The organism is Streptomyces sp. NPDC059201 (assembly GCF_042754585.1).
GTDB lineage: Bacteria > Actinomycetota > Actinomycetes > Streptomycetales > Streptomycetaceae > Streptomyces.
The window spans coordinates 362,463-384,932 of the sequence record NZ_JBHZBB010000006.1 but is presented as its reverse complement, the minus strand read 5'-3'; the positions used below and the strand labels follow the sequence as shown (position 1 = coordinate 384,932).

20 protein-coding genes are annotated in these 22,470 nt (G+C 74.0%); 6 read left to right on the top strand and 14 right to left on the bottom strand.

What is annotated here, in order from left to right; all coding sequences use genetic code 11:
• Positions 1 to 93: 93 nt before the first annotated feature.
• Positions 94 to 1,218, bottom strand: coding sequence for an ROK family transcriptional regulator (locus ACFXMG_RS21930; RefSeq protein WP_383820766.1), 1,125 nt, complete (start codon positions 1,216 to 1,218; stop codon positions 94 to 96).
• Positions 1,219 to 1,335: 117 nt separating this feature from the next.
• On the opposite strand from ACFXMG_RS21930, the gene ACFXMG_RS21925 reads away from it, so the two are divergent.
• From ACFXMG_RS21925 to ACFXMG_RS21915, 3 genes are all read left to right on the top strand, one after another.
• On the top strand, positions 1,336 to 2,556 hold the full coding sequence (locus tag ACFXMG_RS21925) for an MFS transporter (RefSeq protein WP_383820764.1): 1,221 nt from the start codon (positions 1,336 to 1,338) through the stop codon (positions 2,554 to 2,556).
• Between the two features lie 140 nt (positions 2,557 to 2,696).
• Positions 2,697 to 4,178: a uracil-xanthine permease family protein gene (locus ACFXMG_RS21920; RefSeq protein WP_383820761.1), complete on the top strand. Its 1,482-nt coding sequence runs from the start codon at positions 2,697 to 2,699 to the stop codon at positions 4,176 to 4,178.
• A gap of 73 nt (positions 4,179 to 4,251) precedes the next feature.
• The gene (locus ACFXMG_RS21915) at positions 4,252 to 4,959 is read left to right on the top strand and encodes a DUF5995 family protein (RefSeq protein ID WP_383820758.1); all 708 of its coding nucleotides are present in this window, start codon (positions 4,252 to 4,254) and stop codon (positions 4,957 to 4,959) included.
• 33 nt (positions 4,960 to 4,992) lie between these two features.
• Here the strand turns inward: ACFXMG_RS21915 and ACFXMG_RS21910 are convergent, their stop codons facing one another.
• The gene (locus tag ACFXMG_RS21910) at positions 4,993 to 6,693 is read right to left on the bottom strand and encodes a flavin monoamine oxidase family protein (RefSeq protein WP_383820756.1); all 1,701 of its coding nucleotides are present in this window, start codon (positions 6,691 to 6,693) and stop codon (positions 4,993 to 4,995) included.
• A 62-nt stretch (positions 6,694 to 6,755) separates the two neighbouring features.
• The gene (locus ACFXMG_RS21905) at positions 6,756 to 7,562 is read right to left on the bottom strand and encodes a carbon-nitrogen hydrolase family protein (RefSeq protein WP_383820754.1); all 807 of its coding nucleotides are present in this window, start codon (positions 7,560 to 7,562) and stop codon (positions 6,756 to 6,758) included.
• 286 nt (positions 7,563 to 7,848) lie between these two features.
• Between ACFXMG_RS21905 and ACFXMG_RS21900 the strand changes: the two genes are divergently transcribed.
• The gene (locus tag ACFXMG_RS21900; RefSeq protein ID WP_383820752.1) at positions 7,849 to 8,445 is read left to right on the top strand and encodes a Repetin; all 597 of its coding nucleotides are present in this window, start codon (positions 7,849 to 7,851) and stop codon (positions 8,443 to 8,445) included.
• A gap of 4 nt (positions 8,446 to 8,449) precedes the next feature.
• On the opposite strand, the gene ACFXMG_RS21895 is transcribed toward ACFXMG_RS21900, so the two are convergent.
• The gene (locus ACFXMG_RS21895) at positions 8,450 to 8,905 is read right to left on the bottom strand and encodes an Lrp/AsnC family transcriptional regulator (protein ID WP_189852696.1); all 456 of its coding nucleotides are present in this window, start codon (positions 8,903 to 8,905) and stop codon (positions 8,450 to 8,452) included.
• A 10-nt stretch (positions 8,906 to 8,915) separates the two neighbouring features.
• Positions 8,916 to 10,382 carry an amino acid permease gene (locus ACFXMG_RS21890; protein ID WP_383820749.1) on the bottom strand — a complete coding sequence of 489 codons (1,467 nt, stop codon included), beginning with the start codon at positions 10,380 to 10,382 and terminating at the stop codon, positions 8,916 to 8,918.
• 346 nt (positions 10,383 to 10,728) lie between these two features.
• On the opposite strand from ACFXMG_RS21890, the gene ACFXMG_RS21885 reads away from it, so the two are divergent.
• Entirely contained in the window at positions 10,729 to 11,712 is a 984-nt protein-coding gene (locus ACFXMG_RS21885; RefSeq protein ID WP_383820746.1) for a GDSL-type esterase/lipase family protein, read from the top strand.
• Between the two features lie 473 nt (positions 11,713 to 12,185).
• Here the strand turns inward: ACFXMG_RS21885 and ACFXMG_RS21880 are convergent, their stop codons facing one another.
• From ACFXMG_RS21880 to fmt, 8 genes are all read right to left on the bottom strand, one after another.
• Positions 12,186 to 13,628: a GuaB1 family IMP dehydrogenase-related protein gene (locus ACFXMG_RS21880; protein WP_383820743.1), complete on the bottom strand. Its 1,443-nt coding sequence runs from the start codon at positions 13,626 to 13,628 to the stop codon at positions 12,186 to 12,188.
• Between the two features lie 65 nt (positions 13,629 to 13,693).
• Positions 13,694 to 14,062: a barstar family protein gene (locus ACFXMG_RS21875; protein WP_383820740.1), complete on the bottom strand. Its 369-nt coding sequence runs from the start codon at positions 14,060 to 14,062 to the stop codon at positions 13,694 to 13,696.
• Positions 14,049 to 14,528, bottom strand: a complete 480-nt coding sequence (locus tag ACFXMG_RS21870; RefSeq protein WP_383820737.1) for a ribonuclease domain-containing protein — start codon at positions 14,526 to 14,528, stop codon at positions 14,049 to 14,051. The genes ACFXMG_RS21875 and ACFXMG_RS21870 overlap by 14 nt, the downstream gene beginning before the upstream one ends.
• Before the next feature lie 119 nt (positions 14,529 to 14,647).
• Positions 14,648 to 15,706: a sugar-binding transcriptional regulator gene (locus tag ACFXMG_RS21865; protein WP_383820734.1), complete on the bottom strand. Its 1,059-nt coding sequence runs from the start codon at positions 15,704 to 15,706 to the stop codon at positions 14,648 to 14,650.
• Positions 15,707 to 15,827: 121 nt separating this feature from the next.
• Complete coding sequence (gene rpe / locus ACFXMG_RS21860; protein WP_043223725.1) at positions 15,828 to 16,511, bottom strand: ribulose-phosphate 3-epimerase; 684 nt, start codon at positions 16,509 to 16,511, stop codon at positions 15,828 to 15,830.
• Positions 16,512 to 16,607: 96 nt separating this feature from the next.
• Positions 16,608 to 18,020, bottom strand: coding sequence for an RsmB/NOP family class I SAM-dependent RNA methyltransferase (locus tag ACFXMG_RS21855; protein ID WP_383820731.1), 1,413 nt, complete (start codon positions 18,018 to 18,020; stop codon positions 16,608 to 16,610).
• Positions 18,021 to 18,079: 59 nt separating this feature from the next.
• A complete protein-coding gene (locus tag ACFXMG_RS21850; protein WP_383820728.1) occupies positions 18,080 to 18,418 on the bottom strand; it encodes a hypothetical protein in 339 nt (112 codons plus the stop codon).
• On the bottom strand, positions 18,415 to 19,347 hold the full coding sequence (fmt, locus tag ACFXMG_RS21845) for a methionyl-tRNA formyltransferase (RefSeq protein ID WP_383820726.1): 933 nt from the start codon (positions 19,345 to 19,347) through the stop codon (positions 18,415 to 18,417). The genes ACFXMG_RS21850 and fmt overlap by 4 nt, the downstream gene beginning before the upstream one ends.
• A 226-nt stretch (positions 19,348 to 19,573) precedes the next feature.
• On the opposite strand from fmt, the gene ACFXMG_RS21840 reads away from it, so the two are divergent.
• Positions 19,574 to 20,092 (top strand): hypothetical protein, encoded by a 519-nt coding sequence (locus ACFXMG_RS21840; RefSeq protein WP_383820723.1) that lies wholly within the window; start codon positions 19,574 to 19,576, stop codon positions 20,090 to 20,092.
• A gap of 73 nt (positions 20,093 to 20,165) precedes the next feature.
• On the opposite strand, the gene ACFXMG_RS21835 is transcribed toward ACFXMG_RS21840, so the two are convergent.
• Entirely contained in the window at positions 20,166 to 22,295 is a 2,130-nt protein-coding gene (locus ACFXMG_RS21835) for a primosomal protein N' (protein WP_383820721.1), read from the bottom strand.
• Between the last annotated feature and the right edge of the window lie 175 nt (positions 22,296 to 22,470).

The following is a 22,470-nucleotide window of genomic DNA, read 5'->3' as shown; positions in this document are numbered from 1 at the left end:
ACCCTTCCGCGCCGCGCCCCCCTGTCCGGGGCGCGGCGCGGTCGCGTTTTCCTGCTCGACGGAAGCGCCTCGGGCTACGGGACCCGCTGAGGGTTACGGGAAGATCGCGTCCTGCGCCTCGTCCCGGGCCCGCAGCAGCGCCCCGCGCAGGACGGCCGCGTCGCCCAGGGTCGTGGCGCGGACCTCGGTGCGCAGCGGGGAGAGCGCCGCGAGCTCGGCCTCGACGCGGGCGGCGAGCCCGGGGCCGCCCTGGTGGCCGGTCTCGCCGGCGAGGACGAGGCAGCCCGGGTCGAGGACGGCGGCGACGGCCGCCGCGCCGACCGCGAGGCGGCGGGCGAGGGCGTCGAGGAAGGGGCCGTCCCCGGAGGCGAGGGCGCCCGCCGGGTCGAGTCCGTGCTCGGCGGCGAGGGCCTCGACGGCCGCGACGCAGACCAGCTCGTGGAACCCGCCGTCGCAGTCGATGGCCGAGGGCAGCCCGGAAGTGCCGGGAACGGGCAGGAAGCCGATCTCGCCCGCTCCGCCGGACGCGCCCCGGCGGAGCCGTCCGCCGAGGACGACGGCGGCGCCCACGCCCTGGCCGAGCCAGAGCAGGACGAAGTCCTCGCGCCCCCGGGCCGCGCCCTCGCGCAGTTCGGCGACGGCGGCGAGGTTGGTCTCGTTCTCGACGAGTACGTGGGCGGGGAGGCGTTCCTGGAGCACGGCGACGAGCCTGCGGTGCCAGGCGGGCAGTCCGGTGGAGTCGCGGAGCTCGCCGGTGGCCGGGTCGATGAGGCCGGGGGCGCCGACGGCGACGGAGTGCAGCCGCTCGACGCCGGCCTCCTTCGCGGTCCGCTCCAGGAGGGCGACGGCCTTCTCGACGGCGGGGCCGGTGCCGGCGTCCTCGCCGACCGGGGCGGTGGCCCCGGCGAGCGGGGTGCCGAGCAGGTCGGTGACGGTGACGGTGACCGAGCGGGTGCGGACGTCGAGCGCGGCGAGGTGGGCGCGGTCGGCGACGATGCCGTACAGCTTGGCGTTGGGGCCGCGGCGCTCGGCGCCGGACTCTCCGACGACGTGCACGAGGCCGGAGTCGCCGAGCCGCTCGACGAGGTCGGCGACGGTGGGCCGGGAGAGCCCGGTGAGGGTCTTGAGCTGGGCTGCCGTCAACGGGCCCTCGTCCTGGAGCAGGCGCAGGGCGAGCCGGTCGTTGATGGCCCGGGCGGTGCTCGGGGATGCGGCCATGCGGTGATCCTCTCAGACGCTTCCCCGCCGTCTTCTCTCCGGACCACTATTTATCAGGCAGGGTTCCTGATAGTTTACGGCTCGACCTTCGGACCACGAATCCCCGGGGAGGACCCCATGGCGGCGGAGACCGTCCTCAGTTCCGAACGGCTCCGACGGGCCCGCTTCGCCGTCGCCGCCGTCTTCTGCGTCCACGGCGCCGTGACCGGCAGTTTCGCCACCCGGATCCCCTGGATCCAGGAGCACGCGGGCGTGAGCGCCGGCCAGCTCGGCCTCGCCCTCGCCTTCCCCGCCCTCGGCGCCTCGCTCTCGATGCCGCTGGCCGGCCGGATCAGCCACCGCTTCGGCGCCCGCACCGCCCTGCGCGGACTGCTCGCGCTGTGGACGCTGTCGCTCATCCTGCCCTCGCTCGCCCCGAACATCTGGGGCCTGTGCGCGGCGCTCTTCGTGTACGGCGCCACGGCCGGCATGTCCGACGTGGCGATGAACGCGCTCGGCGTCGAGACCGAGAACCGGCTCGGCCGCTCCATCATGTCCAGCCTGCACGGCATGTGGAGCGTGGGCGCGCTGCTCGGCTCGGCGGCCGGCACCGTCGCCGCCCACCTCGGCGGCGACGCCCGCCTCCACCACCTGGTCGCCGCGCTCGTCCTCACCTGCCTCGGCCTCGCCTTCTGCCAGGGCGTCCTCGACCCGGCGCCCGCCGAGGAGGAAGAGGCCCCGCCGCGCTTCGCGCTGCCCCCGAAGTCCGCGCTGGTGATCGGCGCGATCGGCTTCTGCGCGGTCTTCGCCGAGGGCGCCAGCCTCGACTGGTCGGCCGTCTACCTCCGCGACGAGCTGGGCAGCTCGGCCGGGCTCGCCGCCGCCTCCACCACCGCCTTCGCGCTGACCATGGCCGTGGCCCGGCTGGCCGGCGACCGGATCGTGGACCGCTTCGGCGCGGTCCGCACGGTACGGGTCGGGGGCGCGGCCGCCACCCTCGGCGGGGTCCTGGTCGTCCTCGCCCCGCACGCCGCCGTCGCGATGGCCGGATTCGGACTGATCGGCCTCGGGGTCGCGGTCGTCGTCCCGCTCGCCTTCGCCGCCGCCGCGCGCAGCGGCCCGAACCCCAGCCAGGCCATCGCGGGCGTCGCCACCATCACGTACACCTCCGGTCTGATCGCCCCCTCCGCGATCGGCGGCATCGCGAACGCCACCTCGCTGGTCTTCTCGTTCGGCCTGGTCACGGCACTGGCCCTCGGCCTGGTCGTCGGCGCGGGCGTGCTGCGGACCGCCCCGCGCGCCCCGAAGGCGGCGCCCTCGGCGGCGGACGCGGCGAAGAGCGCGGGCCCGGTCGGCTGAGCCCGTACCGGGGCCGTACGGAGGCCGCCCCCGCACCCCCTCCCCCGGCCGGTTCCGGCGCATACCATGTGGCTGATCTTTTACGGCCCTGACACGACGGCCCGCCACGGCCGCCGGAACCGGAGAACGGGAGCGACCTCATGAAACTCGGCGTGCGCTGGACCCTGCACGGGGACGGGAGAACGCCCGCCCCCGGGGCCGTCGTCCGCCCCGACGAGCGGCTGTCCTGGCCCCGTACCGCCGGTCTCGGCGCACAGCACGTGGTCGCCATGTTCGGAGCGAGTTTCGTCGCGCCCGTCCTGATGGGCCTCGACCCGAACCTCGCGATCATGATGTCCGGCGTCGCCACGGTCATCTTCCTGCTGGCGACCCGCGGCACGGTGCCCTCGTACCTGGGCTGCTCGCTCTCCTTCGTGGGCGTGGCCGCCGCGATCCGGGCCTCCGGCGGCAGCAGCGCCACCGTGACCGGCGCCGTCCTCGTGGTCGGCGCGGTGCTCTTCCTCGCCGGTCTCGCGGTGCGGAAGTTCGGCGCCCGGATCATCCACGCGGCGATGCCCCCGGTGGTCACCGGCGCCGTCGTCATGCTGATCGGCTTCAACCTGGCGCCGGTGACGGCCTCCACGTACTGGCCGCAGGACCAGTGGACGGCGCTCCTGGTCATGCTCTTCACCGGTCTGGCCGTGGTCTGTCTGCGCGGCTTCTGGTCGCGGATCGCGATCTTCCTGGGCCTGATCTTCGGCTACGCCCTCTCCTGGGTCCTCGACCTGGTCTTCGGGAAGATCCACTCGATGTCGCCGGGCGGCCAGGTCACCGACCACTGGCGGCTCGACCTCTCCGCCGTGGGCCAGGCCGACTGGATCGGCCTGCCGTCCTTCCACGGCCCCAGCTTCGAGTGGTCGGCGATCCTGGTCGCGCTCCCGGTCGTGATCGCCCTGATCGCCGAGAACGCCGGCCACGTGAAGGCCGTCGGCGAGATGACCGGGGACGACCTCGACGACAAGCTGGGCACCGCGATCGCCGCCGACGGCGCCGCGTCGATGCTCTCCACCGCCGTGGGCGGCCCGCCGAACACCACGTACTCCGAGAACATCGGCGTCATGGCCGCCACCCGCGTCTACTCCACGGCCGCCTACTGGGCCGCCGCCGGCTTCGCGCTGCTCTTCGGTCTCTGCCCCAAGTTCGGCGCGGTCGTCGCCGCCATCCCCGGCGGCGTACTCGGCGGCATCACCGTCATCCTCTACGGCATGATCGGCCTGCTCGGCGCCCAGATCTGGATCAACGCCAAGGTCGACCTGCGCAACCCGCTCAACCTGGTCCCGGCCGCCGCCGGCATCATCATCGGCGTCGGCGGCGTGAAGCTGACCTTCACCGACACCTTCGAGCTGGGCGGCATCGCGCTCGGCACCATCGTCGTCATCACCGGCTACCACGTGCTGCGCGCCTTCGCCCCGGCGCACCTCAAGGGCTCCCCCACGGAGCAGGAGCCGCTGCTCGACTCCGGCACCAGCTCGTACGAGCAGGAGCCGAGCGAGAAGGAGCCGCGCGGGAAGGAGCCGCACGGGGAGGAGCCGCACGGGGAGGAGCCGTACGAGAAGGGCTCCGGCGACACGGCGAAGAGCTGAGGTATTCGCCCGTTCCGGCGAAGCCGGGCCCCAGGTACTCCCTCCCGGGCCCGGCGGCTGGAAGTCTGCACCCATGGCGCAGACCCAGTGGACCGATGAGCGGCTCGGGCAGTTCGTGGCGGTCGACCCCGTGGTGGACCGGATGCGGTCGCTCCGCGCGACCTGGCACCCGGCCGACGGGGTCGCCGTCTTCAACCGGGTGTACCTGACCGTCACCGAGGAGATCGGCCACGCCATCGAGGCGGGCACCTTCGGGGACCGGCGGGCGGCGGCCACCCTGGACGTGCGCTTCGCCGAGCGCTACCTCGCCGCCGTCGACGCCCACGCGTCCGGCGGCCCCGGCCCCGCCTGCTGGCGGCCCCTCTTCCACTACCGCCGGCACCCCGGCGTGACCCCGCTCCAGTTCGCGCTGGCCGGGATCAACGCGCACATCGGGCACGACCTGGCGCTCGCCGTCGTCGACACCTGTCACACCCTGGGGTGCGTACCGGCGGACCTGGAGGACGAGTTCGACCGGGTCGGCGACGTCCTCGTCCTCCTGGAGGAGCGCATCCGCGAGGAACTGATGCCGGGCCCGGACCTCCTGGAGATCGCGGACCCGCTGACGCATCTGCTCGGCTGCTGGAGCCTGGACCGGGCCCGCGACGGGGCCTGGCTCGCCGCCCGCTCGCTCTGGCAGCTACGGGCGCTGCCCGGCCTCGGCGCCGAGTTCACCGAGCGGCTCGACCGCTCGGTCGGGCTGGTGGGGCGGATGCTGCTCACCCCACTCGCCCGTCCCTGAGACCGCTCGGTCCTCCGGCGTCCCCGAGACCGCTCAGTCCTCCGGCAGCTCGACCGGGGCGATCTCGTCGTAGACGTCGCCCGGGCCCGGGTTGGTGCCGTCGGTCGCGCCGCCGAAGTGGTGCATCACGCCCCACACCGCGTTGAGCGCCGTCTGCACCGCGCCCTCGGCCCAGCCGGCCGTCCACGAGATGTCGTCGCCGGCGAGGAAGATGCCGCGCTTGTCCTCGGGGAGACGGTCCTGCATGAAGTGGGTGAAGAGGCGCCGCTGGTAGCGGTAGTGACCCGGCAGGTTGGCCTTGAAGGCGCCCATGAAGTAGGGCTCGTTCTCCCAGGAGACCGTCACCGGGTTGCCGATGATGTGCTTCCGGATGTCGACCTTCGGGTAGATCTCGCCGAGCGACTTCAGCATGACCTCCATCCGCTCGTTCGCGGAGAGCGGCAGCCACTTCAGGCTGTCGTCGCACCACGTGTACGAGAGGCAGATGGTGGCCGGCTTGTCCGGGCCGTCGTCCAGGAGGTACGTACCCCGGGTCATCCGGTCGGTCAGCGTCATCGACATGACGTCGCGGCCCGTCTCCTCGTCCTTGTCCAGCCAGAACGGCCGGTCCACCGGGACGAACAGCTTCGAGCTCTCCATGTAGTGGGTCCGCTCGATCGCCGTCCAGTGGTCGATCGGGAAGAGCGAGTCGTCGCAGGCGATCTTGGAGAGCAGCATCCAGGACTGGGCGGTGAAGACCGCCGCCTGGTAGGTGCGGATGTCGCCCGAGGCGTCGGTGACCGTGATCCGGTTGCCCGCCGTGCGGTTCAGCCGGGTGACGGCCGGCTTCGGCTGCCCGCCCTCGTGCAGGGAGGCCAGCGAGGTGCCCTGCGCCCAGTGGACGATCTTCTCCGGCTCGCGCTCCCACAGGCGCAGCGGCAGCTGCTGCGAGCCGCCGTCGATGCCGCGGTGGTGGTCGTCGGCCTCGGTGTAGACGACCCGGAGGATCTCCAGGATGGAGTTGGGGAAGTCGGTGTCCCAGCCGCCGGTGCCGAAGCCGACCTGGCCGAAGATCTCGCGGTGCCGGAAGGACTTGAACGCCTCGGACTCGCAGAGGAAGCCGTAGAAGGTCTGGTTGTCGAGCTTCTCGACGAGCTCCGCCCAGATCTCGCGGATGCGCGGGACGTCGCGCTCGCGCATCGCCCGGTTCATGTCGGAGAAGTCGGCGCCCTCGTCGAGGCACTTGTTCCAGGCGGCGGCGACGTCGCGGTAGACCTGCGGCAGGTCGTCGACGGTCTCGGCGTAGTGCGACTCGCCCTTGAGGTCGACGACGGTCGAGGGGGTGGCCTCGGCCAGCGGGTTCGGGAACGGCGAGGTCGTCAGGCCGACCAGGTCGATGTAGTGCTGGAGGGCGGTGGAGGAGGGCGGGAAGCGCATGGCGCCCATCTCCGCCGTCAGGCCCTCGGTCTCCGGGCCCTCGAAGCCGACCGTGCGCAGCCGTCCGCCGATCTGGTCCGCCTCGTAGACGACCGGCTTGAGGCCCATCTTCATCAGCTCGTACGCGGCGATGACGCCGGACAGGCCGCCGCCGACGACCGCGACCTCGGCGCCGTGCTCGGTCGCGGGTATCTGGCCGAGGCCGGCCGGGTGGGCCAGGAAGTCGTCGTACGCGTACGGGAAGTCCGGGCCGAACATGGTGATCGGCGGCTGCTGCTCGTCGGCGTGCTCGACGGCGTTGGGCACGGTGGACGTCATGGGGTACGGACTCCTTGCACGGGGGTGGGGCGGGAAGAGTGGGGGCGGCGCGGGCGGCGGACTCAGACGAGGGAGCCGTACAGGCCCGGCCTGCGGTCGCGGAGGTACGGGTTCTCCGCGCGGGAGGCCGCCAGGGCCTCGGGGTCGACGTCGCCGAGGACCAGGTCCTCGCCCCGGCCCGCGCGGGCCCGGGCGGTGCCGTCGGGGCCCGCGAGCACCGAGAGGCCGACGAACTCGAAGTCGCCCTCGGCGCCGGCCCGGTTGGCGTACGCCACGTACAGCTGGTTCTCGAAGGCGCGCACCGGGACCACGGACAGCGGCACGATCTCGGCGGGGTGCATGAGGGCGGTCGGCACGAGGAGGAGGTCCGTGCCGGCCAGCGCCTGCGCGCGTACGTTCTCGGGGAACTCGACGTCGTAGCAGATCATCAGGCCGACGGTGAGGTCGCCGATGCGGGCCTGGACGAGGGGCTCGTCGCCGGGGGTGAACGACTTCAGCTCGAAGTCGCCGAAGAGGTGGGTCTTGCGGTAGTTCGCCAGCGGGGCGCCGTCGGCGCCGAAGAGGCGGGCGGCGTTGTAGATCACGCCGTGGCGCTCGGTGTCGCGCTCCGGGTAGCCGTAGCCGACGGCCAGGCCGTGGCGGGCGGCGATCTCGGCGACCGCGCGGGCGGAGGGGCCGTCGGCCGGCTCGGCCAGGCGGGCGATGTCGGCGCCGATGGCGTAGCCGGTGAGGAAGAGCTCGGGGGCCAGCAGCACGCCCGCTCCGGCGGCCGCGGCGCGGCCGGCCGCCTCGTCGAGGATCCGCAGATTGGCGGAGACGTCACCGAGCCGGCCGGAGCTCTGGAGCAGGGCGGTGCGCAGCGCGGGCATGGTGAGTCCTCGTGGGGGCGGAGGGGAGGGAGGGGCGTCTCCGGGAGACGTTCAAAACGGTACGGTTCCGGGCTCTCCCCGGACAAGACGGGACCGTTGCGGACCGACCGTCGAACCGTTGCGCGATGGACGACCTGAGCGGCGATTCGTTGCGCGGCGATCGGACCGGGGTCGTACGCGCTCCGCGACCGGAGGCGTACCCCCGGATCGTCCGCCGGCGCGACGACCCGGCGGGGGCCGGGCGGAAGAGTGGGGGGCGTCCGCTCGACCTGCCGGAAGGACGGCCATGAACCGCCGTACGAGGATCGCCGCCGTCGCCGCCGCCCTGCTCGTCACCGCCGGGGCCGCGGGCTCCGCGACCGCCTCCTCCGCCTCCGGGGCCGCGGGCTCCCCGGCCCTCGCCGTCTCCGGGGAGGGCCGGGGCGGGGCGCCGTGCGAGGCGGCGGCGCTGACCGGGTCCGCCTGGCTGGACCGCGACCCGGCCACCCGGCAGAAGGTGCGCTTCGCCTTCGACGCGCACCTGGCCTGGGCGGACCGCGACGATCCGCTCGCCGCGACCGGGACCTTCCGGTTCGAGCACTCGGCCGGCGACGAGACCTTCACCGCCGTGGTGAAGGTCGACTGCCTCGCCACCGGCGGCCCGGTGGCGACCGTCACCGGGATCGTCCAGGAGACGAACGTGCCGGGGCTCGGCGGGAAGCGGGTCGGGGTGTCGGTGCTCGACGACGGGAAGCGCGACCGGCTGGGCTACAGCCGGCTGGCCTCGACGCCGCAGACGGACGAGGTGCCGCCGTGCAACGCGGCCGCCCCGCACGAGAAGGTCGTACGGGGCGGTGGGGACTTCCGGGTGCTGCCGTGGATCTACGACGGCATGGCCGAGTAGCGCGTCAGGCGGGCGAGCCGGAGGAGAAGCGCCGCAGCAGCGGGGAGAGCACCAGGACGGACTTGGTGCGCTCCACGAAGGGCTCGCCCGCGATCCGCTCCAGGACGCGCTCGAAGTGGCGCATGTCGGAGGCGAAGACCTGGACGACGGCGTCCGCGTCACCGGTGACGGTCGACGCGGCCACCACCTCCGGATACCGCTCGAGACCTCGCCGGATGTCGTCCGGCGAGGTGTTGTGGCGGCAGAAGATCTCGACGAACCCCTCCGTCTCCCAGCCGAGCGCCGCCGGGTCCACCCGTACGGTGAAGCCGGTGATGGCGCCCTCGGCCCGGAGCCGGTCCACGCGCCGCTTCACGGCGGGGGCGGAGAGCCCGACCAGCGAGCCGATGTCGGCATAGCTGCGGCGGGCGTCCTCCGCGAGGGCGTGGACGATGCGTTCGTCGAGGTCGTTGAGTCGCACTACGGGTGGATCACTTCTCTGCGTCGGTGGCCAGTCGGGAGCGGCGCATGCCGTACACGAAGTAGAACACGAGGCCCACGCCCATCCAGGCACCGAAGTACGCCCAGGTCTTCGGGGCGAGGCTGTACATGCTGTATCCGCAGCAGATGAAGCCGAGGACGGCGAAGACCGGGCCGAAGGGGACCTTGAAGGAGCGCTCCATGTCGGGGCGGGTGAAGCGGAGCACCACGACGGCGACGTTGACCAGGGCGAACGCGAAGAGCGTGCCGATGCTGGTGGCGTTGACCAGCTCGCCGAGCGGGACGACGGCCGCGAGACCGCCGCAGAGCAGCGAGACGATGAGGGTGTTGGTGCGCGGGGTGCCGGTCTTCGCGTCGACCTTCCCGAAGACCTTGGGGACGAGGCCGTCGCGGGACATCGCGAAGAGGATGCGGGTCTGTCCGTAGAGGACGGTGAGGACCACGCTGGCGATGGAGATCACGGCGCCGGCGGCGAGCAGGGTGCCCCAGAAGCTCTGTCCGGTGACGTCGTTCATGATCGCGGCGAGGGTGGCGTCGGCGCCCGCGAACTTCTTCCAGTCCCAGGCGCCGACGGCGACGGCCGCGACGAGGACGTACAGCGCGGTCACGATGACGAGCGAGAGCATGATCGCCCTGGGCAGGTCGCGCTTGGGGTTCTTGGCCTCCTCGCCGGCCGTGGAGGCGGCGTCGAAGCCGATGTACGAGAAGAAGAGGATGGCCCCGGCGGCGCCGACGCTGCCGATGCCGAGCGGCATGAAGTCGGAGTAGTTGCCGGACGTGAAGCCCAGGAAGCCGACGGCGCAGAAGAGCACCAGGGCGGCGATCTTCACCACGACCATGATCGTGTTCGCGCGGGCCGACTCCTTGGCGCCGCCGAGCAGGAACAGCATCGCGAGGACGACGACGATCAGCGCCGGCAGGTTGAAGACACCGCCGTCGCCGGGCGGCGCGCTGAGCGCGTCCGGGAGCGTGACGCCGATCGTGCCGTCGAGCAGCTCGTTCAGGTACTCGCCCCAGCCGACGGCCACGGCGGCGACCGACACGCCGTACTCCAGCATCAGACACCAGCCGCAGACCCAGGCGACCAGCTCGCCGAGCGTTGCGTACGCATACGAGTAGGAGGAGCCCGCGACCGGGATGGTGCCGGCCAGCTCGGCGTACGAGAGCGCCGAGAAGAGCGCGGTGAGTCCGGCGAACACGAAGGCGAGCGTCACGGCCGGGCCCGCCTTGGGGACCGCCTCGCCGAGGACGACGAAGATGCCGGTGCCGAGGGTGGCACCGATGCTGATCATGGTCAGCTGCCACATGGAGAGCGTGCGGCGAAGCGTGCCGCCCTCGCCCTGCCCACCCTCCGCGACCAGGCGTTCCACCGGCTTGCGGCGGGTGAGGGAGGTCAGGACGGTGGTCTTGCGGGCGGTCGTGTCCTCGACCGGTGGGGCTGCGCCGTGGTCCAGCACTGTGGGGGGCTCCTTATCGCTGCCTGTCGGTACGGCGGGGACCGCGACGGACGCGTGCCGGAACCGCGGGCATGCCGGAGCAGCCCACGAGGGCAGGAAGACCGCCGAGCAGGCGGTCCCCGCCACTCCTGGTACGAGGGTTGAGCCTAAGCCCGCGGCTTCGCACTTGTAATGCAGTGTTGTTGCGCAATGGCGGATGATCATTGCGCACTTCGGGCGCGGACGGGGAAACATTGCGCGCCCCCGCATGAATCCACACATCCAGGGACAGGCCGGATCCGGCGCACGCGTCTTGACTCCTCGCCCCGCGTGGACCACCCTGCACCCGGCCGACCGGAGGTGCCGTGTGAGCTGGCTGGAGCCCGAACCCTTTCTGCGCGGCACGGCATGGCGGGACGGCGACCGGCCGGTCCGCGCCGACCCCGCCGACCTGGAACGGCTGCCGTGGGACATCGCGGAGCGGGCCGCGCTGCCGATCGGGGTGCGGGTGGAGTTCCGGGCGGAGCCGGGGACGGAGGCGGTGGAACTGCGCTACCGGGCGGCCGTTCCGCCCGCCGGGGACGAACTGCGGGCGCTGCGGCACGCGTTCGCCCTGTGGCAGGGCGGGAGGTGCGTCACGGAGGTCTTCGCGGAGCCGGCCGAGGAGAGCTCGGTACGGCTCCGACTCCCGCCGGGCGGCGGGGAGTTCACCGTCCATCTGCCGGAGGCGCAGGCGCCGGTCGTGCGCGGTGTACGGGCCGTCGGCGGGGTCCTCGTCCCGGCGGCGGCGCGGCCCCGCTGGCTGGTCCTCGGCGACTCGATCACCGAGGGCTGGTGGTCCACCCGCCCCGCCCACGCCTGGCCGGCGGCGGCCGGGCGGGCGCTGGGGCTCGACCCGGTGAACCTGGGGTACGCGGGCGGCGCGCGCGGCGAGCTGCCGCTGGCGGAGCACCTGTCGCGGCTGCCGGGCGAGCTGATCACGCTCGCGTTCGGCACGAACTGCTGGGACCGGGTCCCGGCGACTCCCGAGTGGCTCCACGCCACGGTACGGGCCTACGTGGCCCTGATCCGGCGGGGCCACCCCCGCACCCCGCTCCTCCTGGTCTCCCCGGTGCTGCGCCCGGCGGCGGAACACACGCGCAACGTCCTGGGAGCGACGCTGGCGGAACTCCGCCGAGCAATGGAACACGCGGCCCGGGAGGTGGCGACATCGGACCCCCACCTCCACGTCCTCCCAGGCCACCCCCTCCTCCGCCCCGAGCACCTGGCGGACGGCCTCCACCCCAACGACAAAGGCCACACCCGCCTAGCCCAAGCCATAACCACCACCCTCCACCCCCTAACCCCCTGACTCCCCGCGCGGCCGCCACCGCGCCGCCGTCGTTTCGTTGTGGGCAATCGTTCCGCTGGGGCGGAACGGGTGGGCACAACGGAACGGCACCCTTCGCGGGTGCCTCCGCTCCTGTGCCTGGACCCGCACCACTTGTGCACCGCGCTACGGGTGCGGGTTCAGGCGCGGAAAGCCTAGGCCCGGCAAGGGGCGCCGTCCCGTGTGCCCACCCGTCCCGCCCCTAGCGGGACGCATGCCCACACGGAGGTGGTACCGAGGGCGCCGTCCAGCGCGGCGCGGGCACACACGGAGGTGCAACGAAGGACACCGTCCCGTGGGCACGGGCCCACACGGAGGTGTGGTGGAGGGCGCCAGCCCGCAGGTGCGGGCTTGCGCGCGGGGCGGGGGGACGACCCCGGGCGCCGGCCCGGGAGGGGTATGCCGGAGCCCCCGGGACCGGAAGGGTCCTGGGGGCTCCTGGGTTTCTGGGAGGGTTAGCTCCAGCTGGCGTGGAGGGGCTTGCCTTCCGCGTAGCCGGCCGCCGACTGGATCCCGACGACCGCCTTCTCCTCGAACTCCGCCAGCGTGCTCGCCCCCGCGTACGTGCACGAAGACCGCACACCCGCGATGATCGAGTCGATCAGATCCTCGACCCCCGGCCGCGCCGGATCCAGGAACATCCGCGACGTCGAGATGCCCTCCTCGAACAGCGCCTTCCGCGCCCGGTCGTACGACGACTCGTCGGACGTCCGGTTCCGCACCGCCCGTGCCGACGCCATGCCGAAGGACTCCTTGTAGGCGCGCCCCTGCGCGTCCTGCTGGAGGTCGCCGGGGGACTCGTACGTCCCGGCGAACCAGGAGCCGATCATCACGTTCGACGCGCCCGCGGCCAGCGCCATGGCGACATCGCGCGGGTGCCGCACGCCACCGTCGGCCCAGACGTGCTTGCCGTACTTCTTCGCCTCGGCGGCGCACTCCATGACGGCGGAGAACTGCGGGCGGCCGACACCGGTCATCATGCGGGTGGTGCACATGGCGCCGGGGCCCACACCGACCTTGATGATGTCCGCTCCGGCCTCGATGAGGTCCTTGACGCCCTCGGCGGCGACGATGTTGCCCGCGACGATCGGGACGTGCGGGTCGAGCGCCCGGACGGTCCGGATCGCGGAGATCATCGACTCCTGGTGCCCGTGGGCGGTGTCGATGACGAGCGTGTCGACGCCCGCGTCGAGCAGCAGCTTGGCCTTGCCGGCCACGTCGCCGTTGATGCCGACGGCCGCGGCGATCCGCAGCCTGCCGTTCGCGTCCACGGCCGGGGTGTACAGCGTGGCCCGCAGCGCGCCCTTGCGGGTGAGGATGCCGACGAGCCGGCCCTCCGCGTCGACCGCGGGGGCGTAGCGCCGGTTCGCGCCGTCGAGCGTGTTGAACGCCTCGCGGGGGTCGATGGAGGCATCCAGCAGGAGGAGGTCCTTGGACATGACCTCGGAGAGCTGGGTGAAGCGGTCGACGCCGGTGAGGTCCGCGTCGGTGACCACACCGACGGGGCGGCGGTGCTCGTCGACGACGACGCCGGCCTCGTGCGCCCGCTTGGGCAGCAGCGCGAGGGCGTCGGCGACCGTCTGGTGCGGCTCCAGCACGATGGGGGTGTCGAGGACCAGGTGGCGGCCCTTCACCCAGGAGATGACCTCGGTGACGACCTCGATCGGGATGTCCTGGGGGATGACGACGAGGCCGCCCCGGCGGGCGACCGTCTCGGCCATGCGGCGGCCGGCGATCGCGGTCATGTTGGCGACGACCAGCGGGATCGTCGTACCGGTACCGTCCGGCGCGGAGAGGTCCACGGCCTGCCGGGAGCCGACGGCCGACCGGCTCGGCACCATGAACACATCGTCGTACGTGAGGTCGTACGGCGGCTTGACGTCATTGAGGAAACGCACGTGCTGACATCCCAGTCGTTCGGATCGGCCCCTAGGCATTTCAGCCAGGGGAAAAAGCACGTAGTTCATTCTCCCACGCCGGGGGCGCGGGGCGATGCGGGCGGATCGTCCGAGCCTGGCGCACTGCTCCTTGTGCGATCATCCGAATCGCCGAGCGCGAGGAGGACCGCGAGGCCCTGGTGGCTGCTGCGTACCGCCGAGGAGAAGACCTCCTGCGCGGTGGCCCAGTCGCCCGGTGCGGCCTCGGCATAAGCCTGCCAGCCGGTCACCACGATCGCCATGGGGCGGCGCACATCGGCGAGACTGTCGGCGAGCGCGTCCCAGTTCCGCCCGAACCAGACGGGCAGCGGCAGGGCCCGTACGCAGCGGTCCATGAAGGCGGTCCGGTCGGTGACCCCGTGCAGGTCGAGGACGACGGCGTCATCGAGTTCCATCCGCGACCACCTCCCGGAAGCTCTCGTAGTGGTCGGCGGTGTAGTACCGCTCGCCGTCCCGCCCGGTGACGATCCGGCGGGCCCCTCGGTCGCGTTCACCCGGGGTGCGGACGGTGTACTCGTGGTAGTAACCGCGTTCGCGCCGCGGCAGGATCCGCTCGAAGTTCGAGAAGACGGCCCCGTCCCTGGCGTACGGGAAGGGCCCGCCGGCCCGGATCAGCGCGAGGGTCTCGCGCGCCTCGCGCGGCAGCTCCGCCTCGCGGACGGTCGGCAGGTCCGAGGCGCGCGAGGCGGCCGGAGCGGCGGAAGCGGTGGCGGGCCCGGACGGCTCGGCGGCGGCCGTCGCGCTGGTACGGGACGGGGCGGCGGTGGCCGTGGAGGTGCCCGTCCCGGCGGAGCAGCCGGTGAGGAGCAACGACAGACCGGCCAGGAGGGCGAGCCCCAGCCGGACGCAGCGAGCGATCATGCCCCGATGCTGTCACCGCCCGCCGGGGCCCGCCCCGGGACGCGCCCGGGCAGGCGAAAGGCGCCGGCCGTGGGGTACGACCGGCGCCCTGAGGTGCCGTGAGCGGCCGTGCGCGGCCGTCAGCGGGCGTCGGTGCCCGTGTCCGGGTCCGCGCGGTCGAGGGCCGGCCGGGGGCCCGGGCTGGACTCACTGAGCAGGTAGTCGGCCGCCGAGCGGTCGGTGACCAGGCTGGTGACGAGGCCGGAGCGGAGCACCGCGCCGATCGCCGCCGCCTTGCGCTGGCCGCCCGCGATGGCGACGACCTCGGGGATCCGGCGCAGCCGGTCCGCCTCGACGGTGATGCACCGCTCGCCGAGGTCGCGGCCGACCCGGCGGCCGTCGGCGTCGAAGAGGTGCGCGGACATCTCGGCGGCCACGCCCAGGGAGGCGTAGTGGGCGCGCTCCTCCTCGGAGAGCATGTCGTGGACGGTGGAGATGCCCGGCTCCCAGGAGCCGATGGAGACGCAGGCGACGGTGACCTTGTCGAAGTACTCGAAGGCCCGCGCGATGCCGGTCTGGTTGCGCAGCGCGGCCGCGGTGGCCGGGTCGGGCAGCAGCATCGGGGCGTAGATGGGGTGGGCCTCGCCGCCGGAGACCTGGGCGGCGCGCCGGACCGCCTCGACCGAGCCGCGCTCGGCGGTCCCGGCGTCGTACACCCCGGTGAGCTGGACGACCGTGCACGGGGGCAGCCGGTCGAGCGCCGCCGCCATGTGGATGGTCGAGCGGCCCCAGGCCAGGCCGAGGACGTCGCCCTCGGCGACCAGCTCGCCGAGCAGGTCGGCCGCGACCTCGCCGAGGTTCTCGGGGTCGGGCGACTCGTCGTCCTCGGCCGGGGACTCCACCACGACCGCGTGGCGGAGCCCGTAACGGGCGCGCAGCGCGTCGGAGCGTTCGGCGTCCAGCTCGGCCGGTACCCGGATCTCGATGCGTACGAGATCCCGTTCCAGAGCGGTCTCCAGGACCCGGGCCACCTTGAAGCGGCTCACGCCGAACTCCTCGGCGATCTGGATCTTGGATTTCCCCTCCAGGTAGAAGCGGCGCGCCATGGCAGCCGCCTGCACCAGCTCCGCGGGGCCCATCCGCAGGGCCGACCGTCCCGCCGACATTCCCGCCACCGCGATCTCCTCACTGCTGTTCACGCACCGCTGTCCACGGCCCGCGATCGTTCACACTCTGGACCCGCTGTTCATCCTGTCAGAAACGGCGGGCCTTGATCAGTCCTGTCGGCGGCCCGTCGGACCGCGTTCACCGGCCGGAGGCTCAGTGGCCACATGCCCAGGCGGCCCCGGCCGTGGCGGCGTCCGCCTTGGCGCGCAGCGCGGCCACCGCGGCGGCCGGGTCGGCCGCGCCGTAGACCGCCGAGCCGGCCACGAAGACGTCGGCGCCCGCCTCGGCGCAGCGCTCGATGGTGGACTCGGAGACGCCGCCGTCGACCTGGAGCCACAGCTCCAGGCCGTGCTTGGAGATCAGCTCACGGGTGCGGCGGATCTTGGGCAGCATGATGTCGAGGAACGCCTGGCCGCCGAAGCCGGGCTCGACGGTCATGATGAGCAGCATGTCGAGCTCAGGGAGCAGGTCCTCGAAGGGCTCGATGGGGGTGGCCGGCTTGAGCGCCATGGAGGCCCGGGCGCCCTTGGCGCGGATCTCCCGGGCCAGCCGGACCGGCGCGGCGGCGGCCTCGACGTGGAAGGTGACCGAGCCCGCGCCCGCCTCCACGTACTGCGGCGCCCAGCGGTCCGGGTCCTCGATCATCAGGTGGCAGTCGAGGGGGGTGCCGGTCGCGCGGCTGAGCGACTCGACGATCGGCACGCCCAGCGTCAGGTTGGGCACGAAGTGGTTGTCCATGACGTCGACGTGCAGCCAGTCGGCCCCGTCGACGGCCTTGGCCTCGTCCGCGAGGCGGGCGAAGTCTGCGGAGAGGATGCTGGGATTGATCTGCGCCATGTGCCAAGCCTGCCACGTTCTCGGGGACTTCTTCGCCGTGAACCGGTGTGCGGTCGTTCCGGCGCCGGACGTACTGGTACAGACCAGCGGAAACCGTCAGGCCGTCCGGCGGATGAGCGCCAGGTACATGGCGTCCGTACCGTGCAGATGCGGCCACAGCTGGACGTCGGGACCGTCGCCGAGCCGGTCGACGCCGGGGAAGAGCGGCCGGGCGTCGATCAGTTCGCCGCCGCCGAGCTTCTTGAGGACGTCGTCGACGACGATCCGGGTCTCGGCGAGGTGCGGCGAGCAGGTCGCGTACCCGACGACTCCGCCGACGCGGACGGCCTTCATCGCCTCGGTGAGCAGCCCGCGCTGGAGCGGCCCGAAGCCGTCCAGGTCCTCGGGGCGGCGGCGCCAGCGGGCCTCGGGGCGGCGGCGCAGGGCGCCGAGCCCGGAGCAGGGCACGTCGACCAGGACCCGGTCGAAGACGCCCTCGCGCCACGGCGGGCGGGTGCCGTCGGCGGCGATGACCTGGTACGGGCCGGGGTTGCCGGCCAGCGCGCGCTCGACGAGCCGGGCGCGGTGCGGCTGCTTCTCGGAGGCGAGCAGGGCGGCGCCGCGCTCGGCGGCCAGCGCCCCGAGGAGGGCCGCCTTGCCGCCGGGGCCGGCGCAGCCGTCGAGCCAGCGGGTGTCGGGACCCTCCAGCGGCGCGTTGGCCAGCGCGATCGCGACGAGCTGGCTGCCCTCGTCCTGGACGCCGGCCCGCCCGTCCCGCACGGCCTCGATGGCGCCGGGCTCGCCGCCCTCGGTGAGACGGAGGGCGTACGGGGACCAGCGCCCCGGCTCGGTCTCGGCGGCCTCCGCCAGCTCGTCGACGGTGGTCCGGCCGGGGCGGGCGACGAGGGTGACCTCGGGCCGCTCGTTGTCGGCCTCCAGGAGCGCCTCGATGCCGGCCCGGCCGCCGCCGAGGGAGTCCCAGAGCGCGGAGACGACCCAGCGGGGGTGGGAGTGCACGACGGCGAGGTGGTCCTCGGCGTCCTTCTCGTACGGCGGGGCGACCTCGGCCACCCAGGCGTCGAGGTCCTGCCGCGTGATCTTGCGGAGCACCGCGTTGACGAACTTGGCGCGCCCCTCGCCGAGCACCGCGCGGGCCAGCTCGACGGTGGCGGAGACGGCGGCGTGCGGCGGGATCCGCGTCCCGAGCAGCTGGTGCGCGCCGAGCGACAGCACGTCGAGCACCGGCGGGTCGACCTCGCGCAGCGGCCGGTCGACACAGGCCGCGATGATCGCGTCGTACGTGCCCTGCCGCCGCAGCGTCCCGTACACCAGCTCGGTCGCCAGCGCCGCGTCCCGCGCCTCGAAGCCCTCCTTCTCCCGCGCCTTCCGCAGCAGCGGCGGCAGCACGAGATTGGCGTACGCGTCCCGCTCGTCGACCGCCCGGAGCACCTCGAAGGCGAGCATCCGCACGGGATCCTTCTGAGGCCGGCGGTGGGGCTTGTGGGGACGGCGACGTGCCTGCTCGCTCAAAGGTGCTCCGCATGAGAAAAGAAAGAGGTCGAACCCTCCCAGCCTACGTCCGCCCGCCGCTACCGGGGAAAACGCCCCTGCCGCATCGCCCATGCCTCGGCGGCGATCAGACAGGACACCGGCCCGGTGCCACCCCCGTCCGCCTCGAACGCGAGAAGCACGGGCGGCTCGCCACCGACGGCCCGGACGGCCTCGGCCCACTCCTCGGGGGTGGGCTCGCGGAACTCGGGGTCCGCGAAGGCCGTCGGGCACCGGACGTAGAGGGTGTCGGTGAGCTCGATCTCCAGCTCGTGGTGGTACGCCAGGTCGTGCCCGGCGACCAGGGTGAGCCGGCTGCCGTCGAACCCGCGCACCTCCCAGTCCCACCACGCGCCCTCGGGGAGCGGCAGCAGGGTCACGCGCCCAGGCGCTCGCCCGTGGTGATGCGGACGCCTCGGGCCCAGTCGGCGGCCTTCATGGGCTTCTTGCCCTGGGGCTGGACCCAGAGGAGTTCGACGGCGTAGGAGCCGGTGCCCGCGTAGACGTTGTTCTTGCCGGCGGAGAGCTCGCCGGGGGCGAGGTCGGTGCGGTCGGGGACCGGGGCCGCGTGGATGAGCTTGAGGCGCTCGCCGCGGAAGAGGGTCCAGGCGCCGGGGGCGGGGGTGCAGCCGCGGACGACGCGGTCGACGCGGAGGGCGGGCGCGGCGAAGTCGACGTGCGCGTCCTCGACCTCGATCTTCGGGGCCATGGTGATGCCGTCGGCGGGCTGCGGGACGGCCTTGAGGGCGCCGTCCTCGATGCCGTCCATGGTGGCCGCGAGCAGCCCGGCGCCCGCGAAGGCGAGCCGGGTGAGGAGGTCGCCGCTGGTGTCGGTGGGCCGGATCTCCTCGGTGATCACGCCGTAGACCGGGCCGGAGTCGAGGCCCCGCTCGATCTGGAAGGTGCTGGCGCCGGTCACCTCGTCGCCCGCCATCACCGCGTGCTGGACGGGCGCCGCGCCGCGCCAGGCCGGGAGGAGGGAGAAGTGCAGGTTGACCCAGCCGTGCGCCGGGATGTCGAGGGCCTTCTGCGGCAGCAGCGCGCCGTAGGCGACGACCGGGCAGCAGTCCGGGGCGATCTCGCGGAGCCGGGCGAGGAAGTCCTCGTCGCGCGGGTGGGCGGGCCGCAGGATCTCGATGCCCTCCTCCTCGGCCCGCTGCGCGACCGGGCTGGCGACCAGCCGCCGGCCGCGGCCCGCGGGCGCGTCCGGGCGGGTGACCACGGCGGCGACCTCGTGGCGGCCGGAGGCGAGCAGGGCGTCCAGGGCGGGGACGGCGACCTCGGGGGTGCCTGCGAAGACGAGCTTCATGGGTGGCGACTGCCTGTCTGTCCGGGGGCGTTGCGGGCGACACACCAGTCTAGGGGCCCGGCCGGGAGGGGGCGTACGCGACGGCGAGCGCCCCGCGCATATGCGTGTACGCCCCCGCAGCGTGACCCAACTCGCGGTGGCGCGTTGGTCAAGAGAGATTGACCGATCCGGGCCGCCGTCCCCCCTGCGGCCCGCCCTTATCATCGCCGGTTCGAGAGGCTTTCACATGGCCGACCACGCAACCCACGACGCCCAAGCCCGGGCGAGTCTGCACCTGTTGGTGCGGGACATCGAGCGGGTCCGGCGGCAGGTGGACGCACTGCGCACGCTCACGGCCCAGCTGGGCAATGTCTACCGCCCTCGCCGCTCCGGCCCGTCCACGGGCTTCGTCGTCTACGGCCGCGCGCCCGCCCCCACCGTACGGCTCGCCCAGGAGCTCCGCGACAGCGTCGAGACCCTGGTGACCGCGGCCGTCGAGTTCGACCGCTCCCTCGGGTTCTCGTGGGACGCGGTCGGTTCCGCGCTCGGTGTCACCAAGCAGGCCGTCCACCGCCGTTACGGTGCCCGCCGGGCGCCCCAGCAGCCCTCGGTGGAGCCGGAGCAGCACGGCCCCGAGCCGGGCGCGACCCGCACGCTCCCGTCGGTGCCTGCGGCCCGCTCGATGCCGCCGCAGCCCACCTCGGGCAGCGCCACCCTCCGCGAGGAGCCCCGCTCCCCCGCCTTCCCCAGCCCGCGCAACGGCTGACCGCGCGGGGCCGACGACCGGCCGCCGCCCCCTGGCCGAAGGGGGCGGCGGCCGTCGTCGTGTCCGGCCGCCCTCAGCCGATGTCCGGCGGGTCCACCCTGATCCGGACGGTGTCGCCGGCGCCCCGGGCCTGCCGGCTCGCGCGCGCGTGCTTGAGGGCCTGGGCGAGGGCCGCGCCGCTGCCCGGCGGGACCCGGACCAGGGCCCGGTCCCACTGCTCGCCGGGCGGCGGGTCGCCGGGACGGCGTACGGACCCGGGGCGGACGACCGGCAGCGGCACGGGGCCGAGGATCTCCGCGTCCATGGGCAGCGCGGCGGCCGTGAGGAAGGTCTCCACCGACTCGGGCGGACCGCTCACCGCGGCCATCCGGGAGACCGGCGGGAAGCCCAGCTCGGCGCGCTCGGCCAGCTCCCGCTGGGCGTGCCCGACCGGGTCCCAGCGGACCAGGGCCTGCACGGGCCGGAGCGTCGGCTCGGCGACCACCACCACCGTCCCGCCCTCGGCCTGGCCCCGGACCAGCGAGGCCGCGTCCATCCAGCGGCGCAGCGCCTCCTCCCCGGCCCGCAGGTCGGGGCGGCCGAGCAGGGCCCAGCCGTCGAGCAGCAGCGCCGCCGCGTAGCCGCCGTCGGCGACCGGTTCGGCGCCGGGGGTGGAGACGACGAGGGCGGGGCGGTCGGGGACCCGGTCCAGGACGTGGTCGCGGCCGGAGGTGCGTACCGGCACGGCGGGGAAGGCCCGGCCAAGCTCCTCCGCGGTCCGCCGGGCGCCGACCACCTGGGCGCGCAGCCGGGTGGAGCCGCACGCCTCGCAGTGCCAGTCGGGGGCCTCGCGCCCGCACCAGCCGCAGTGCAGCTCCCGCTGGTCGGGGGCCTCCAGCGGCCCGGCGCAGTGCCGGCAGCGGGCGGGCGTCCGGCACTGCTGGCAGGCGAGCCGGGGTACGTACCCCCGGCGGGGCACCTGGATCAGGACCGGTCCGGCGCGCAGCCCGTCCCGGAGGGTCTCCCAGGCGAGCGAGGGCAGCCGGGCGGCCCGGGCGGCCCCGTCCCGGGCGAGGAGGTCGTCGCCGACGGTACGGACCAGGGGCGCGGCCGCGCGGACCTGTTCGCGGCTCGCGGCGAGCGGCCGGGCCCAGCCGGACTCGACGAGCTGCGCGGCCTCCACGGTGCAGCCGGTGGAGCCGAGCAGGAAGGCGCACCGGTCGTGGGCGGCGCGCAGCAGCAGGACCTCGCGGGAGTGCGGCTGGGGGGCGTGCGGGTCGCTGTGGCTGCCGTCGCCGTCGTCCCAGACGACGACGAGGCCGAGCTCCCCGACGGGCGCGAACATGGCGGCGCGGGTGCCGACGACGGCCCGCACGGAGCCGCGCCGCACGGCCAGCCACTGCCCGTACCGCTTCTCGGGCCCGGCCTCGGCGGTGAGCACCGCGTGCCGCCCCTCCCCCAGGACGCCGGTCAGCGCCGCGTCGACCCGCCCGACGGCCCGCCCGTCGGGCACGACGACAAGGGCGCCGCGCCCGGAGGCGAGGGTGGCGGCGACGGCGCGGGCGATCTCCTCGGCCCAGTACGGCCCCGGCAGCGCCGTCCACACGGCCCGGGGGCTCCCGCCGCGCGCCAGCGACTCCAGGAACGCGGGCCCCTGCTCGTACCGGCTCCAGGTGCCCGCCTCGGGCGGCGGGGGCGGCGGCAGCGGCGCGGGCGAGGTCCGGCGCTCGGCGGCGGCGCTGCGCGGCGGCACCGCGAGCTGCAACACGTCGGCGAGACTCCCCGCGTACCGATCGGCGACGGCCCGCGAAAGGGCCAGCAGCTCGGGCCCGAGCACGGGCTCGGGCGAGACCACGTCGGCGAGCGCGGCCAGCGGCCCCGCGTAGTCGGAGGCGGCCCGCCGCTCGACGAGGAACCCGTCGATCAGCCGCCCGCCCTCCCGCCGCCCGCCCCGCACCTGCCCGGACCCGGCACCGAACCGCACCCGCACCCGCACCCCCGGCCGCGCGACGGCGTCGAGCTCCTCGGGCACGGCGTAGTCGAAGAACTGGTCGAGGTGGAGCGCCCCCTTGTTCACCACCACCCGCGCGACCGGCAACTCCTTGGCCAGCGCGGCCCCCCGCCAGGTCCGCGGCTTGGCCTTCGGCACCTTCGCCTTCCGCACGGTCTCCCGAATGAGCGCGAGCTGCTCGGGCCCCTCGGAACTCTCCTTCTCGCTGCTCACAGCCTCATACCTACCAGACGCCACCGACACTGCCCGAAGTCCATGATCGGCCACGCCCGTGGCCGAATCGGCGCTCTGTCCGCCACCCCCACCCCGATGGAAACGTGAAACAGCGGCCACCGCCTTGTTGCCGTACCGCCGGCGACCCCAGGCTGGCACACGTCCACGTGAGGGA